We start from the raw sequence: 17,038 nt of genomic DNA, 5'->3' as shown, positions 1-17,038 counted from the left end.
AGGGGGACTAGAAGATGAAACTTCAAGAACGATTGGCAACCAAGTTATCTGCAGACGCAACACCCGTCGATGCGATCGATCCAGCCACAGATTCTTACGCAACTAAGTTGGTTGACGAAATCGGCATTGCTATTGCTCACAAATCAAAAATTTTGGTTCTGGATGCTTCTCCAGAAAATGTAGATCAAAATATCGCTTTTATTTCAGAGACCGATATGGCCTTATTTGATGATGCCATTTATCTCGCACAAAGTACCGATACTACCAACTTAAATGCCATCATATCGGCAATATCAATCTTAAAAATTGCAACAAACCAGTTTAAGTTGTCTACCAAACATGGTCAGTTGCGCCTACACTACAATATTGATGATTTGCAAACTGCTCTAACTCAGACTCTCTGCGTTATAAATAATGTACTAATTTTAGACGAGCTCACATCCGCAGCAGATATCCCGATGGGTGCAAAATTTGTATCCAATCAAGCATATCAGGATTTTGTTGCTGTTGTTGCGCCTATTACTGCGACCGTCGAAAATATAGAAAATCACAAACGCCTAAGCCCAATCGATATCGTCTCTCATATGACTGCGTTAGAATTTGCCGTAAACGATTTGATCACCGAAACTCAAATTGGAGTTGGCGCAACTATCGATACGACGTCTCTCCAAAATGCATTAGATGAGGCCTTCGCTGCCAGATCGCAAGTTACCGAAGAAAAAACTAATATGTCGGTTGCCTCAGCAGATGCCATCGCTCTTTTTGACCAAATCATAGATGAAGCGACTTTAATTATCTCAACCCCCCAAAATTTTTTAGCCGTAACTACAGCGGCCGATAATTTAAACGCAGCCACAAAAATATTTCTAGGTGAAATTCACAAAAACGAATTATGTATCTCTAATTTAATAGAGGCAATTCATGAATCTTTGGAGTTGCGCGCCGGTGTTGCCGTATATGCCGATTTTACTTCTGCCAACATTGTACCTGCCAATATAGAATTTACCACAATCAGTGACTATGCAGCGTTTAGCAGAGCAATTCATGGGGCACAGACTGTTATTATCGACCCCGCTTCCGCTGCATCTTTGGCGGCTTCCGATATCAATGACTTTATTGTAAGCGCCATTAACAATCTCCACTATGCTTATGATTCATTTTTTGAACATCTAAATTATGGCCAATATCAAGACAGCGTCGATCCCGTTACACTTACCACGGCAGTTGACCTTGCCAATGCCGCAAAGCTTGGAATTTATGTTATCGATGCGGATCCCGCAGATGTCGCCAACAACATAAAATTTGTAACTACTGCCACGATGGATGCGTTAAATTTTTCTATTGCGACAGATTCTACGGATGTTACTCACATTGCCGAGTTTGAAAATTCGATTTTAGTGGGTACAAAAGTTGATTTAGATATCGAAGCGCTAGTAGACGCCATTTCTGATGCGTATATACTAATGTCTGGTATAAAAACTCTTGACTGTGCACCTTCAACAGTAGCTTTTGGCTCTGTTTATGTTAGCGATTCTGTTATGGAAGCTTATGTTTCCGCCATTTCTAAAGCTGAGGCCGTGGTGCGATCTGCGGGAAACGCAACGGAGATAACTATCGAAGAAGCGTTGGCGTCTTTGGATGATGCCGCCGATGCTTTTTCTGCAGCTATGAAGGTGGGGGAATACATTAACACTACAGAGATTTTGACACAAATTACGCAAGCCCACACTTTATTAGATACTGCAGAATCATTAGGCGATCAGGCTAGTAACCAATTGTTTGTCAACTCTGCCAAGGCAAAATTAGTCGAAGTAATCGTCGATACCCAAAACGCATTAGATTCTGGAGACAATAGCGAAATTGCCGCAACCGCCTCTTTGCTCCATGCAGCTATTGCCGCGTTTCATAACGATGTTCAAAACTTTGCCAACAACAATATTTTGCGAAACTTAATTGATGCTGCCTGGAATTTAGCAAACACCACTACTATTTTGGATGATAATATTTTGGGGCAGGAACATGTGGCGAACTGCATCGTATATGCCATGTCTGACGCGTATGAGGATTTTGTACAAGCCATCGTTAGCGCATCTCAAGTCGCCAATGCGACAGATTCTGAATCCGACGACTTTGCTATGGCGCAATCCACTCTACAATATGCCATAGAAGAATTTTCAGCTGAAATTATAGTTGGAACCAAGCCATCTTCGACTATTGTCGAGTCTGATCACTCGAAGTATGAAACCGAAACTTGCGCGGTCATTGTGGATCGCCAAAAAATAACTACTGCCGATGACAATGATCTCAAAGACTTCGACGTTGCGCAAGCCATACACCGCATTAAAACCGAGACATCAGACTTTGTTGCCGCAATTAAGAACGGTACACTTAATACTACCGGGCTTCGCGCATTGCTAGCCGATGTTATGGCAGAACAAAATATATTTCATAACGAAGCTTGTTACACAACTCAAATGGATGCGTCTTTTAATATTGGCGCAGAATATAACACGGCGGAATTTGTCTCCGATTCACAAGCGTATGCAGATGAATTTTGCTGAGATAATAAAGACGCATCTCGAAGACCTTTCTACTCAATTGCGGAAGGTCTTTATTACTTTATGTTCTATTGACAAATATTATCAGTTGACTCAAACTGGTTAAAAGAGGTAAAATTATATCAAAAGGGGGAATTTTTATATGAAAAGACATATAGCATTATTGTTAGCTGCACTGTGTGTGGTCAATGTACCCGCAGTGTCTCCAATCGTACATACAAACGTGATGGCCCTTGGCTATACTTCTGTTTTACAAAAGGCAACGATCCACTTATCCGACGGATCTGCTTTAGATAAATACAAAATCCATGACAAAGATATTACTGGGTCTGATGGATCAATTGATATGCCAAAAATAGCTGAGCTCGTTGCCAAAGTTGCGAGAGCCGAAGTTCTTAATGCATTAACTGATGCGGAGCGTTTTGTTGCAGAAGAATTTAGATTTTCTGCGACAACCAGTTCATATGCCATTAATACGGCGACACCAGAGGCTGGCGAAATTTTGCCTGTTGGATTTGCCACATGCACGATCGTTATTGCAGCTCCATCAAATGTTCGAGATACTAGCTCCACTCAGCTAATCGAACTACAAATTCCTATATATGCCAACGATCCAATTGCCGATGCGGAACGAGCCGAGTTTCAGGCATTGGTTGATAAACTCAAAAATCCTGATTTTAAATGGAATCTAAATATGGAATCAACCGCCGATTGGATTGCGACAGAAGATACGATTACCGATTTTTATACCAAAACTTTAGCGTATGCTCAAACGCTTCGAGATGGTACCGAAGGCGGAAATCCTGCACCAGACCCTGCACCAGACCCTGCTCCAGATCCTACTGCAGATGATTTAGTTATAGATCGAATCTTACCAGATGCATTTTCCTATCGACCAGTACAATATGGTTTGGATGGACGTATTGCATTTAGCATTGTTGCAGAAGGAATCGGGCTTGTTGAAGTGATCGAAGCGCCGATACTTAAGCCACCGTTGCTTGAAGAGTATCAGGATGTATTCGATGAAGTAGTCACCTTGCTTGGTAGCGGCTCTGCATTTTTGGATTATGCATTTCTAAATGATTCTACGGATGCTTTTACGGCAATAGAAGATCTGACCAAACTAATGCTTTTGGAAAACGTCTTAAACAAGACCGACCCGGCAGTTGTGGCCTTAGAACGCGAAATTATCGAATATATCCAAGTTGATGCCAGCGAGATTATAGAAGAGGGCGACGATACAACCACAACAGACGCATTTGAGTTTACATTAAATTTAAAATTGGTCGATCCAGACGGCAGAGTAGACGAGGCCAAAACAGACAGACTACAGATAGCCTCGATTCCTCCAGTTGTTGCACCCAACATTCCCGAAACTGCCACCGTTAGAACAGAATACAATAGAGTTTTGGCCGAACTAAAACCCGATGCCACTAAATCCAGCGATTGGGGGCTCAACAAAGCCATTGTAGATTCATGGGCAACTACTGGTGAGCCATTAACCAACGAAGACTTTTATTCTGGAGGTACCGAGTTTGCTGCAACTCAGCTAGCAGCCTTTATTGATGTTGCAGCATTGAACATGGACTTTGAGTTGCATCCTCTAAAAAGCTCGTATATACCCGCAACAGGCGATATAGCAGGTACTATGGATTTTATTTTTACATCTGCTCACCTTAACCAGATAGAACAAATTCGTGTCATAATTGAAAAGCCAGATCCTGTTGGAGATTATAATGATGTTTTAAATCTTGCGATAGAAATGTTGATGAGTGATACAATGTTAAAAGACTACCAGATTTCCGATACCCGAATGCCTTCTGATGTCGCACTCGATTTAGCCGTTTTGTCTAAGGCAGGGTTACTTAACGCTACTACCGGAAACCAGAGAGCTTTAGCAGAATACATCAACTTTGAGTTTGTAGAAAACACTACCGCCACGCCAAGTACCGCTATCAACTATAACCCTACTATATCTCGATTTGATTCTGGCGACATTGCAAGCAAGCTGACTTTTTTTGATGTTACATTAACTCTTACCGATCCAGTTTCTGGCGAAATCACCACGGTATTGTTGGAAAAATTTGCCGTACCTGTATATACAGTAACTTTGGAGACTCCGCTTCACACTGCAGCAGTAGAGACTCTCAAAAATTCTCACAATGCTTGGGGATTAAATATAATAAACACAGAATCTTGGAGTGTGTTTAATGACATTGAAGGGTTTTATTCGAGCTCTCACGAATATTTAGATAACAAATATCAACGACTACTGGGCGATATAAACGAAATCATATTTGAAGAAGTTGACCCCGATGATCCTGACGCAAAGCCCGAAGTTGTGGACGTCGTTAAGATTATAGACCAAATTATACCCATTGCAAAAACTTATACTCCAGCCACTGCGTCATCGGATGGTTTTATAGACGTAATTATAGTATCAACATATTTTTCAAAGGCCGAAACGCTCACCATTCCAATCAATTTGGCACCCGAGTATCAAGAAGTTTTTAATGTAGTCACCGAACTAGTCAAGCCTCCTGCAATAGAAGACCCTCTCAATCCCTCCGCACCAGTACAATACGAAGTTCTGTCTGATGATAACGTTATTATATTTGATCGCGATACCGAAGAAGAAATCGCAACTGGAATCGAGCAAATGCTTAAGGCGAAAATTATGTTATCTGATGAGCTGATTGGCGACATGCGTGTAATGGCCGAGGATGTGGAATTTGACGTTACACCTCTCGACTACGATGCGCCTCAGGCTGATCCGGATTATGGATTCCTCGAATTCCATCTTACGGTTTCGCTTGCAGATCCTATTAATAATACCGTTTATACAACAACATTTCCTGAAACTGCCACTATTGAGATACATTTAAAAGTGGGGGATCTTGAGCAATTTGATAATTTAGCAGAAACGCTAAATACAGAAGACTGGGGACTAAACAGTTCTATTACCGGCGAGTGGAGTGTTGAAAACGATAGCGCGTCATTTTATGAGGACGGCATCCAATTTGGTAGCAATGCTATTGAGAACATCTTAAACTACGAAAACTTTTTGACAGTAAATGGCATGCCAACAAACGAGTATGTTATTGATAAGATCTATCCATTGGCAGCAAGTTTTAAAAAGGCTACCACCGAAGCAGATGGTGAGCTGAGATTTACTGCTGTATCCACGTATTTTAACACTACAGATGAGATTATTGTTGTGATTCCCAAACCCGACACAGTTGATCCCGAGCCCGATCCCGATCCCGATGATAAAGGATTTGATCCATATACTTTTGGACTGCGAACTACATTAGAACTAACCAAGTTTGATAACGAATACATGATGCGTGCTATCGACTTTTTGGTTAAAGAATCCATTAGGCGAAATACCATTCCCGAATTGCGATTAGACGTTGGTGGCAAAAAAGACTTTGCTTCCCTTGAACTTCATGGCGGAGTTTTGAATACATTACTATTAAGCGACAGAGCAATTTTGACAGTTGTTACAAAGGCTGGAACTATAGAATTTTCCACCAATGCGTTGCGCTCTATCTTAAACGAGGCTGTTGATGAAGTTCTAGACGAAGACGACGAGTCCTCGGCAGAAAATATTATAATTCCAGAAGGCAAAAGCATCGAGATCACCATTGATACAGATTCCAGACTGACCGATGATCAAGACGAAACGATTGATAAGTTTCCGTATTGGTCTATTGTGGTGGCTGTTGATGGCACAGAACTTGATGAAATCGAAGGCGTAATGGAGCTGTTACTTCCTTATGATATGGAGGGAGACGAACCCAGCGATGTGTATCTATATGAAGTTACGGACAACGGCAAATATAGTGAATTGGGCATTCAGTATGACGAAGACGACGAAACCATTAAGCTAGACGTCAAAGCTCTTGGCGAATTTATGGTAACAGAACAAAACGTACGCCTTAACGATTTACTATTAGATAGGCAGCGAGAGCTAGACAAACGAGAAAACGATGCCGAAGATCGTGCGGACGATGGTTTTAATCAGGCATACAAGCCGCCTACCCCTATCAAAAATCCGTTTGTCGATATTATTCCCACATATTGGGGATACGACTCTATATTATCCTTATATGCGCAAGGGCTGATGAGCGGAGCTACTGCAACACTATTTAAGCCAAACGACCCTGCCGCCAGGGCAACTATTATCGATATACTGTATAAAATCGATGGCTCCAGTAGCCAATATGATAGCGCTTTATTTAATCTATACACCGATGTAGATAGCGACGACTGGTTTGCAGATGCTAGCAACTGGGCCAGAAATACTTATGTATATACCGGATTTGATGATCGTACTTTTCGTCCATACCAGGCCGTTACTAGAGAAGAGTTGGCCATGATCATATACAATTACATGCGCTACAGAGGCATCGGCTATAATATGGCGACTAATTTAAATGTATTTAGAGACGGCTGGCACGTATCCAAAGATTTGACCTGGCCTGTGGGAGTTGTAGTTTATAACCGCATTTTGGTTGGGTCAAAAGAGGGAGACTTGCGCCCGTTAGAAATTGTTAGCCGAGTGGAGCTCGCCGCCGTTATTGATAGACTTCTTGCTTTAATGAATCGATAAAATTTTTGTAATGCCCCATCTTATTTTTCGCAGAGCCTTGCCAAACAGAAACATATAAGGTATATAATATACTGAGATAATTTTTTTTATGAAAGGATAAAATAATGTTAGATATATGTTTACTGGGTACGAGCGGTATGGCTCCGTTGCCAGATAGGTACTTGACAGCGCTATTAATTAGATACGGAGGAAAAAAAGTACTAATTGATTGCGGCGAAGGTACTCAAGTTACAATGAAAATAGTAGGGTGGGGATTTAAATCGATAGATATTATATGCATTACACATTATCACGGAGATCACATAAACGGCATAGCAGGAGTCATAATGGCCATGGCAAACTCTGTTCGCACCGAGCCACTTACCATTATAGGGCCGCCGGGGCTTCATCGAATTTTAAATGGGCTATTAATAATATGCACCGATTTGCCGTTTAAACTTAAAATATTAGAAACTGAAATAGCAACCAATACAATAGAAATAGGAGAGTTCTTTATTACCACTATTCCGCTTAACCACAAAATTCCTTGCCTTGGGTATAGCATAGAAATCAAGCGCCCTGCAAAATTTATGCTAGACAAAGCGGAGTTTAATAAAGTTCCACAACCAGCTTGGCGGTATCTCCAACTTGGCGAAAGCGTTCAAATGGATGGAAAAACATATACACCTGATATGGTTCTTGGGCCACCTCGAAAAGGGTTTAAGGTAAGCTATGTTACTGATAGCAGACCGAGCGACAAAATTGTTAGCGCTGTTGCCGAATCTGATTTATTCGTATGTGAGAGTATGTATATGGATTATCCGGATTTGGAACAGGTAAAAAAATATAAGCATATGCTAGGAGTAGAAGCTGCCCAAATGGCAAAGGAGGCGCGAGTAAAAAATCTTTGGCTTACGCATTATAGTCCAGCAGTTCCTACATCGTCGCTAAACGTTGCGCCGGCAACAGCCATCTTTGAACATACTCAATTAGGTGTAGATAGAAAAACATGTACTCTAACTTATGAAGATTAATCCAAACAGAGAATTAGGGGGAATTTAGCTATGAGAAAATTTATAGGTATTGTTATAGGAGTCACCGTAATTGCTTCCTACTTTATATATACAAAAAACTTACCTACCACAAACAACCTGACTAACATTGCGCAAAAAAACTTTGACCAAAACCTTGTTGATTTCACAACTCAAATGGAAGCGGGTTATCCTAGCACGCCAGAGGATGTTGTTACGAGTTACAGCGATTTGCTGCAGCTAGCATATTCGGAGCATGCAGACACCGAAGACATTGTTGCGCTCGTAGAAATGATGCGTACGCTATACTCATCCGAGCTTTTGTTGTTAAACGATGCCAATAAGCAGGTGATCAACTTAGTTGCCGATGTCGAGAACCAACGTGAACAGGCTAATTTTTTGCTCCAATCTTCTATTGCGAGAGTAGAATATCTTGAAAATACCGACGAAATGACTATCATTATGACACACACTATGACTAATTTTAAAATCACACGCGAATATTATGTAGTAAAAGAAAACGATCAATGGAAAATTTTTAGTTTTAAAGATGTAGGAGTAGAACAATTTAGCGCCTCCGATGCGTTAGGATCCGATACTTTAGAAAACCAAGCGTAAGAAAGGAATTTTGTAATGCAAATATTAGCAATTGAAACTTCGTGTGACGAAACCGCGGTTTCAATAGTAAAAAATGGACGCGAAACTATTGCAAATGTAATTGACTCGCAAATAGAAAAACATAAAATTTTTGGAGGTGTTGTTCCCGAAATAGCCTCCAGGATGCACATAGAAAAGATTAACGCCTGTGTGCAAGAAGCATTAAACCATGCCAGCCTAGAGACCATCGATGCAATAGCGGTAACGTACGGTCCTGGTCTTGTGGGAGCATTATTAGTTGGGGTAGCATTTGCCAAAGGACTCGCTTTTGCTACTCAAAAACCACTCGTTGGAGTTCACCATATCGAGGGGCATATTGCCGCAAATTATTTGGAGCACCACGACCTCAAGCCGCCTTTCTTATGTCTTGTAGTATCTGGTGGACATACACACCTCATAAACGTTAAAACTTATACAACATTTGAGATTGTTGGCAAAACCAAAGATGATGCTGTTGGAGAGGCATATGACAAAGTTGCCCGCACATTGGGATTGCAATACCCTGGGGGTCCAAAAATAGATCGCCTTGCCGCCACGGGAGATGCCGATAGTATCAAATTTCCTAAGGCAATGCTAAACGATGGATACGATTTTAGTTTTAGCGGAATTAAATCTGCAGTATTAAATTATGTAAACGGCGAAAAGATGAAGGAGCATGAGATCAACGCCGCCAACGTCGCTGCCAGCTTTCAAAAAAGTGTAGTCGATATCCTAACTCACAAAACTATAAAATACGCAATTGCAAATAATATAAAAACAATAGTATTAGCTGGAGGAGTTGCCGCCAATTCTTCGTTGCGCTCCAATATGCGCTCACAGGCTACTGCTAACAATATCAATCTATACTATCCAAGCCTTTCGCTATGTACTGATAACGCTGCAATGGTGGGCTCTGCTGCTTATTATAGCTATATTGCCGGAGTCCGCTCTAATATGAGTTTGAATGCGACGCCGAATTTGGTTGTTGGTGCCAAGCCTGCTACTGGATTTTCCGCGCTCCACAATAACATTTAATCTAATTTTGAATATATAATTGGAGGGATCTATGAGACATATTTATATCGAAGACAATACAAACGAGATACAGCCGCTTCCATTTTCGGGAACATCCATTTATGGTGAGACACTGGGGATTAACAGCCAATGCATGACAAAGGACGGCAAACCCTGGCTGCCCATTTCTGGAGAGTTTCAATATTCTAGGTTTAGCAAAACTGATTGGGACAAAGAATTACGCAAAATACGAGCTTGTGGCGTCGAAATAATTAGTTCGTATGTATTTTGGATTCATCATGAAGAAGAAAAGGACGTATACAAATTTGATGACAATTGCGATATTCGAAAGTTTGCCGAGCTATGTACCAGGTTTGGGCTTAAGCTGATATTGCGAATGGGGCCTTGGATTACGGGTGAGTGTCGCAATGGAGGGTTTCCGGACTGGGTTTTGGATCTGCCAGATGTTCATGGCAAAATTCATGGCGACAGCCCAGAGTTTATGAAACGAGTTAGGCTATATTTCGAAGAATTTTATAAGCAGATTAAGAATGAATTTTGGGTCGATGGTGGCAGCATTATAGGTATCCAGCTAGATAATGAATACTCAATTCACCGCGCTCACAATCTCGAAAACGGGGTTTCTTATATGAAAAATCTCAAGCAAACTCTGGTAAATATTGGATATAAAGTTCCGTTTTATTTTTATACAGCTTGGAACGGTGCGCTATTTCATGAGCAAGATGCCTTGCCGGTGTTTGGCGCGTATTGCGATGCGCCTTGGAGCCCTTTGTTGGTAGAGCTAGATCCACTTTCGAGATTTTTGTTTGCAGATGAGCGAAATTCGGATATATATACAACCAACACGTCAGAGACCCAAGCTTGGTTGCGTTCTGAGTATGCAAAGCTGATCCCCACGCCATATTTAACTGCGGAGTTGGGAGGAGGCATGCAACCATCATTGCATCGTAGAATTTTGTGTGAGCCAGATGATACCGAAGCTCTTTCCGTTTGCATGCTAGGGCGCGGTGCAAATATGTTGGGATATTATATATTTCATGGTGGGACGCATCCTACTGGCAATTTATCATTTACAAACAGCGTCGCTCGAAAAGGCGTTATGTCAAACACTTATCCTACAAAAAGTTACGACTTTGGCGCACCCATCGGCGAAGACAACATGTTACGACACAGTTATCACGCACTCAAGAAAAGGCATCTGATGATTAATGAGCTGGGAGAATTTTTGGCAATGTCGGTACCCACTTTTCCAGATGATAACGCAACGGTCAACACCGATACTGAATCACTTAGGTATTGCGTTAGATATGACAAAACCAGTGGAGCCGGATTTTTATTTATCAACAACCATGTTCGAAAGCGCAACATGCCAATGCATATAGAAGAATTTACCATTCATGTTAATGATAAGGAAATAGTAATTCCACCAATACGAGTTATGAACCATGAGATGAAGATAATTCCGTTCAATTTACCTCTTGGCGATGCCAGGCTAATAAGCACCAATGCCCAATTTTTAACTAAGATTGGTAACCGATACTTCTTCTATGCAGATGATGAGCCTATATATAATATGGAAGGAACAGCCAAAATCACGACGCTCAATTCGGCAGAAGCGCTATATGCTTGGAAGTTTAACAATATGCTATATATCAGCGAAGACATTCTCTATAGCCGGAGCAATCAGCTATGCATCGAAAGTAAAAATCCCTTTGGTCAATACGCTTATTACAACGCTAGTGGCATTCGGTATTTGGAGACCTATAATGTTAACGGAGTGGAAAACGAATACTCTGTGAATTTTATCGAACAGCAAGGCGATGTCAAAATATATAGACTAGATCTTCATAAGCTCAATGTTTCATATGTTGCAGATATATTGATGACGCTTAAGTTTATTGGCGACAAAATCGAAGTCTACGACAACAAAAAACTTATTGGTGACTATTTTACGAATGGCCAAGACTATTCTATCACTCTCAAGCGCTTTAATTTTCCGAGAGAGCTTACCGTGCGTGTCTATAAATCGGCACCTCGAAACACGCGGTACTTTGACGTGCCAGTAGCATACGGTTGCGAGTTGTGCCAGGTTAAAATCGAAAATATTTATAGAGTGAGGTAACATTTTATGAACAACAAACCAAATGTAATATGGGTATTGACAGACCAAATGAGAGCAAGCGCTATGGGATTTATGGGTGACGCAAACGTACGCACACCCAATCTCGATAATATGGCAAGAGAGGGAGTTGCATTCGTTAATGCCGTTGCGGGAACGCCCTGGTGTTGCCCGTTTCGTGGTGCGCTCCTAACCGGGTTGTATCCGCATCAAAATGGAGTTACCCAAACCCCAAAGGCTCTCGATCCCGCCACTGCAACAATCACTGCACCATTTAGGACTGCCGGATATCACACTGCCTACGTTGGCAAATGGCATCTCGATGGCTCCAATTCAGTAACTCACTATATTCCCCCTGAGCGCCGCGGTGGCTTTGATTATTTTATGGGCTACGAAAATAACAATAACCAAAATGAGAGCTATGTATTTGGCAACGATTGCGAAAGACCAACTCGGCTCGATGGCTACGAAACCGATGCCCTCACGAATATATTTATAAAGCATCTTCAACAGCACACGTCGCAAGATAGCTATCAACCATTCTTTGCGGTACTCTCTGTTCAGCCACCGCACGACCCCTATGTGCCGCCGCTATATACAGGCGAAGGCAAAATTTATTATCACAATCCAGCAGACATAAAACTTAGACCCAATGTACCACCGGGCCGCTGGTCAGATGAAGCGCGAATGGATCTTGCAGGATATTATTCAATGATCGAAAACATCGATACTAACGTCGGCAAACTTCGAATGGCACTCAAGCAGATGAATATCGATCGCGAGACGTATATTATATTTATGTCTGATCACGGTGATTGCCTAAATTCGCATGGGCAATGGAGCAAATCTAGCCCGTGGGAAGAGGCGATCCGCATTCCGTTTATCGTGTGCCGCGTTGGAACCAATTATCATATGCAATCTGGCATCCGCGACGCCGTTATAAATCATATCGATATAGCACCAACCACGCTGGGGCTTTGCGGAATTACGCCACCACAAAACATGGTAGGATTTGACTATTCTCCGCTATGCATACAAAAGAACCAGCCAGAATATCACGAATTACAAGGGGCTATTCCCGATTCTGCGTATTTGCAGCAGATCCCAAGAAAGTATCATGCTCACACTGCCAACAAAGCGTGGAGAGCCGTGGTAACCAGAGATGGCTACAAATACGTATGCTATCCTCATCAAGACGTTATGCTATTTAATTTGAACGATGATCCATATGAGATGGCGAATCTATGTCACGACAGCACGTCGCAAGTGATTAAAGAAAAACTACACTCGCTACTGCAAAAATATATTGTCGACACAGGAGATACCTTTGATCTTCCTGATATTACTTTAAATCGCGGCAAGAATAACAATTAATCATTTGGAGGTTATATAATGAAAAAGCGCAAGAACATTTTATTTATTTTGACCGATCAACAAAGGGCGGATTTTTGCGGCTGCTATGGTGCACGTTGGTTAAAAACCCCAAACATCGATAAACTGGCAAGCGAGGGAGTGTTATATAAAAATGCCGTTACCCCATCTGCGGCATGCGTTCCAGCTCGCGCGTCATTACTAACTGGGAGATCTGCCATAGAAAATCGTGTTATAAACAACGCCCAGTGGTTGCGTCCCGATCACAGCGCCATGGGAGTATTTACTTGGCCTCAAATTTTAGCCGAAGAAGGATATCACACTGTCTCTATAGGCAAAATGCATTTTTATCCTTGGGACATCAGCGAAGGCTTTCAACACCGCATTATCGCAGAAGATAAAAGGCATACGGGTATTCAAGACGATTATACTTTGTTTTTACAAAAGCACGGCTACAAGAGACTTCATGGCTCGGCTTGCGAAGGATATTATGAACACCTAGGGGCCGTGATTAGCTATTTGCCCGAGGAAATGCAGATCGATCGATTTGTTTGTAATCAAACTCTTGAGTATTTGGATATGCTGAATGATGAAGAAATTCCGTTTGCTATGATGGTGGGATTTCCTGGACCGCACTGCCCGTATGATCCGTCGCAAGAGATGATGGATAAGATGCCAGATGCCGATATCCCTCAACCTGCACCTAGAACCAAAACTTCCGATACTTTTAGACCTCGAAATATCAGTGACAATTCATTGGGATGGAACGGAGTAGATTTAACCAACTTTACTGCAGAAAAGGCGCATAAAGTCCGCCTTCATTACAGTGCCCTAATTCAAGCCATCGATGAATATTTGGGCGAAATTATTTCAAAGCTCAAAGAAAAAAATATATATGATGATACCGTAATTATTTTCTCATCAGACCACGGCGATTATTTGGGTGACTTTGGAATGGCGGGCAAGGGGCACTTCTATGAAGGAGCAATCAAAATTCCGATGATTGTTCGCGACCCTGCTACTGCGCCGGCAGAAGTTGAGCATCCGGTTTCTTTAACCGATACGTTTAATACGATTTTACACTTCGCAGGACTCAACCCAGCCGATACACTAGATACTACAACGCTAGCGCCATTTGGACCGACCACGCGAGCGGCAGTATTTGGATGTATCGACCAAGGCTGGATGCTACTCGACAATCAGTATAAGTATTGCGCATATTATAACGGGGTTCAAGAGCTCTTTGACGTTGCAGCAGATAAACTCGAGCAAAATAACTTATTAGAAGATGCAAACTACGCGGAACTTGCAAAAGAAATGAGAAGCGAGCTGGACAGACGAGTTTTTGCCGCCATCTCTGCCGGAAACATAGATAATATGGCCAAAGAAAAGTTGATGGATAGATCGAGAACATTTAGTAACCCATTCAATCATCATGGTTGGACTCGAGTATACCCTCATAAAGTAGAAAATTAATTTACCAGATGCAGTCCCAAATTCTATGGGGCTGTATTTTTAATTTATAATCGGTAATATATGGCAATAATTTAAAATTGGTATATATTTCTATCTTCAGGGTAACACTAATTCAAATTATTTGACTCGGAGGATTTTTATGTACAAAAAACTTATAACTATTACTTTTGCCATCGGTATCTCAATCCTGGGATATTATACTTTTGCAAATAACAACTCCATCACACAGGATATCGAAATTATACAATACTCACCAAACTCGGTAGTATCATTGATTGCAGCTGGAGATAATTTGATACATAGCTCTATCTACAAAGCAGCTTTGGTCAATGGCAACTACGAAACATATGACTTTACGCAAGCATACGAACATATCGCGACCACCATTGCAGGCTACGATCTGGCAATATTAAACCAAGAAACTCCACTAGCAAATCAATCTCCTTCTGATTATCCGCTTTTTAATTCTCCACCAGAGCTGGGTGACAAAATGTTAGAGCTGGGTTTTAATGCATTTTCACACGCCAACAACCACATACTCGACAAAGGAGAAGCCGGGCTTATCGATACATTAGACTTTTGGAAAAGCAGAAACGCCTTTGCCTATGGGGCCTATTATGACGAAGCCGACCTACAAACTATAAAAACTATGACCATTAACGATATCGTGTTTTCATTTATTGGCGTGACAGATCATACCAACGGCCTAGCATTGCCTGCCGACCATACGGCTCAACTTTTATATACACATGAAACAGACAAAATAAATGCGCTTATCCAAGCCGCAAATGACGCATCAGATGTGGTCATTGTTTCTGCACATTGGGGAAACGAGGGAACGCATTCACCTACAAAATCACAAAGGGATCTTGCCTCTGAGTGGGTCGAAGCCGGTGCCGAAATTATCCTTGGCACGCATCCGCACGTAATTCAGCCAATGGAATTTATCGAAAAACCAGACGGAGGAAACGCTTTTGTAGTTTATTCGCTGGGCAACTTTATTTCGGCTCAAAATCAAGTTAACACAATGCTCGGACAGCTAGTTGCTATGAATATTATAAAAAATGGAGCTACCGGAAGCATAGATCTACAAGAGGTAACCGCGATACCCATCGTCACTCACTACGTACCATATTACCAAAATATTACAGTATACCCGCTTTCGACCTATACCGATGACCTAGCTAGAAACCACAATCTAAAAATCAATGGGCACTACTTTTCCAAAGAAGTCTTGCAAAATATCGTAAATAACAATATCAGTGATAAATTTTTGACAACGGAATAGGCATAGAATGGGACAAGCTTTCATAGAATACACAATAAGGTGGTGATTAAATATGGGACTGTTAGTAGCCTTTCAGATGGTATTTACGGCAGAGGCGCTAGGAGTTGGGCTAGGCATTCTTTTATTATACTTATTTAATATAGAGAATAAACGTTTAATAGGAATGTTATTTGGCTCAACAGCAGGCATAATGCTTGCTATGATTTTTTTTGATATACTTCCCGAAGCCTTTGAGCAAGGCAATTTTTATTTAGTTGCAGGGGGAACTTTTGTGGGAGTATTTTTGGGTTTATCTCTACAATCCATTACGCATTATATCAATCAAAAATTGGATATAGCGCAAATACAGGATGCCAAGATGTTTCAAACTGGGATTTCTCTTCTAATTGGCATTGCTATTCATAACATACCCGAAGGCTTTGCATTTGGATCGCTTAGCATCACATCTCAAGAAACGATCGTAAATTTTGCAATAGCCATATTCTTACATAGCATTCCTGAAACTATAGCCGTGATGTTTCCTCTCAAAAAAGCTGGGGTAAAGACATCTTTCTTGTGTATGCTCCCTATTGTTCTTGGATTAGTTATGGGTGCCGGAGCCATATTGGGATATATTTTTAGTCGTACAAATGACGTTTTAATAGTGTTATCGCTTGGGCTCGCCTCTGGCATTATTTTATATATTATCTGCGAAGACTTACTTCCCGAATCCAAACATATTTGGAACGGGCGAATGACTAGTGTTGCAACTATTATAGGAGTGTTAACTGGATATTTATTGGTAAACTTTTAGTAAAAATATCCTCTATTAAATTTTTATTAACCCTTATAAATTCAAGAATACGTGGAATAATATACTTGTATCACGAAAATAAATTTAGTTAGTTTATTTGTTTTATTTCAATAGCCTAGCTATATGAAGTAATAGAA

At 41.2% G+C, this 17,038-nt stretch carries 10 protein-coding genes; all 10 read left to right on the top strand.

Annotated elements, in window-relative coordinates:
• The first annotated feature begins 14 nt into the window (after positions 1 to 14).
• The 10 genes from PCY70_RS12375 (at position 15) to PCY70_RS12330 (ending at position 16,901) form a co-directional block, all read left to right on the top strand.
• Entirely contained in the window at positions 15 to 2,561 is a 2,547-nt protein-coding gene (locus PCY70_RS12375; protein ID WP_305767574.1) for a hypothetical protein, read from the top strand.
• A 139-nt stretch (positions 2,562 to 2,700) separates the two neighbouring features.
• Positions 2,701 to 7,173 (top strand): S-layer homology domain-containing protein, encoded by a 4,473-nt coding sequence (locus PCY70_RS12370; protein ID WP_305767573.1) that lies wholly within the window; start codon positions 2,701 to 2,703, stop codon positions 7,171 to 7,173.
• Positions 7,174 to 7,277: 104 nt separating this feature from the next.
• Positions 7,278 to 8,186: a ribonuclease Z gene (locus PCY70_RS12365; RefSeq protein WP_305767572.1), complete on the top strand. Its 909-nt coding sequence runs from the start codon at positions 7,278 to 7,280 to the stop codon at positions 8,184 to 8,186.
• Between the two features lie 30 nt (positions 8,187 to 8,216).
• On the top strand, positions 8,217 to 8,801 hold the full coding sequence (locus PCY70_RS12360; RefSeq protein ID WP_305767571.1) for a DUF6715 family protein: 585 nt from the start codon (positions 8,217 to 8,219) through the stop codon (positions 8,799 to 8,801).
• Positions 8,802 to 8,816: 15 nt separating this feature from the next.
• Complete coding sequence (gene tsaD / locus PCY70_RS12355; protein WP_305767570.1) at positions 8,817 to 9,854, top strand: tRNA (adenosine(37)-N6)-threonylcarbamoyltransferase complex transferase subunit TsaD; 1,038 nt, start codon at positions 8,817 to 8,819, stop codon at positions 9,852 to 9,854.
• Between the two features lie 31 nt (positions 9,855 to 9,885).
• Positions 9,886 to 11,976 carry a beta-galactosidase gene (locus PCY70_RS12350; protein ID WP_305767569.1) on the top strand — a complete coding sequence of 697 codons (2,091 nt, stop codon included), beginning with the start codon at positions 9,886 to 9,888 and terminating at the stop codon, positions 11,974 to 11,976.
• A gap of 6 nt (positions 11,977 to 11,982) precedes the next feature.
• Positions 11,983 to 13,347 carry a sulfatase family protein gene (locus PCY70_RS12345; protein ID WP_305767568.1) on the top strand — a complete coding sequence of 455 codons (1,365 nt, stop codon included), beginning with the start codon at positions 11,983 to 11,985 and terminating at the stop codon, positions 13,345 to 13,347.
• 18 nt (positions 13,348 to 13,365) lie between these two features.
• Positions 13,366 to 14,820 carry a sulfatase family protein gene (locus tag PCY70_RS12340; RefSeq protein ID WP_305767567.1) on the top strand — a complete coding sequence of 485 codons (1,455 nt, stop codon included), beginning with the start codon at positions 13,366 to 13,368 and terminating at the stop codon, positions 14,818 to 14,820.
• A 139-nt stretch (positions 14,821 to 14,959) separates the two neighbouring features.
• Complete coding sequence (locus tag PCY70_RS12335; RefSeq protein ID WP_305767566.1) at positions 14,960 to 16,108, top strand: CapA family protein; 1,149 nt, start codon at positions 14,960 to 14,962, stop codon at positions 16,106 to 16,108.
• A gap of 52 nt (positions 16,109 to 16,160) precedes the next feature.
• Positions 16,161 to 16,901: a ZIP family metal transporter gene (locus PCY70_RS12330; protein WP_305767565.1), complete on the top strand. Its 741-nt coding sequence runs from the start codon at positions 16,161 to 16,163 to the stop codon at positions 16,899 to 16,901.
• Positions 16,902 to 17,038: the final 137 nt, after the last annotated feature.

Origin of the sequence: Candidatus Epulonipiscium viviparus (assembly GCF_030708075.1) — a bacterium.
Lineage (GTDB): Bacteria > Bacillota > Clostridia > Lachnospirales > Cellulosilyticaceae > Epulonipiscioides > Epulonipiscioides viviparus.
This window is presented reverse-complemented; position numbering and strand designations above follow the sequence as displayed.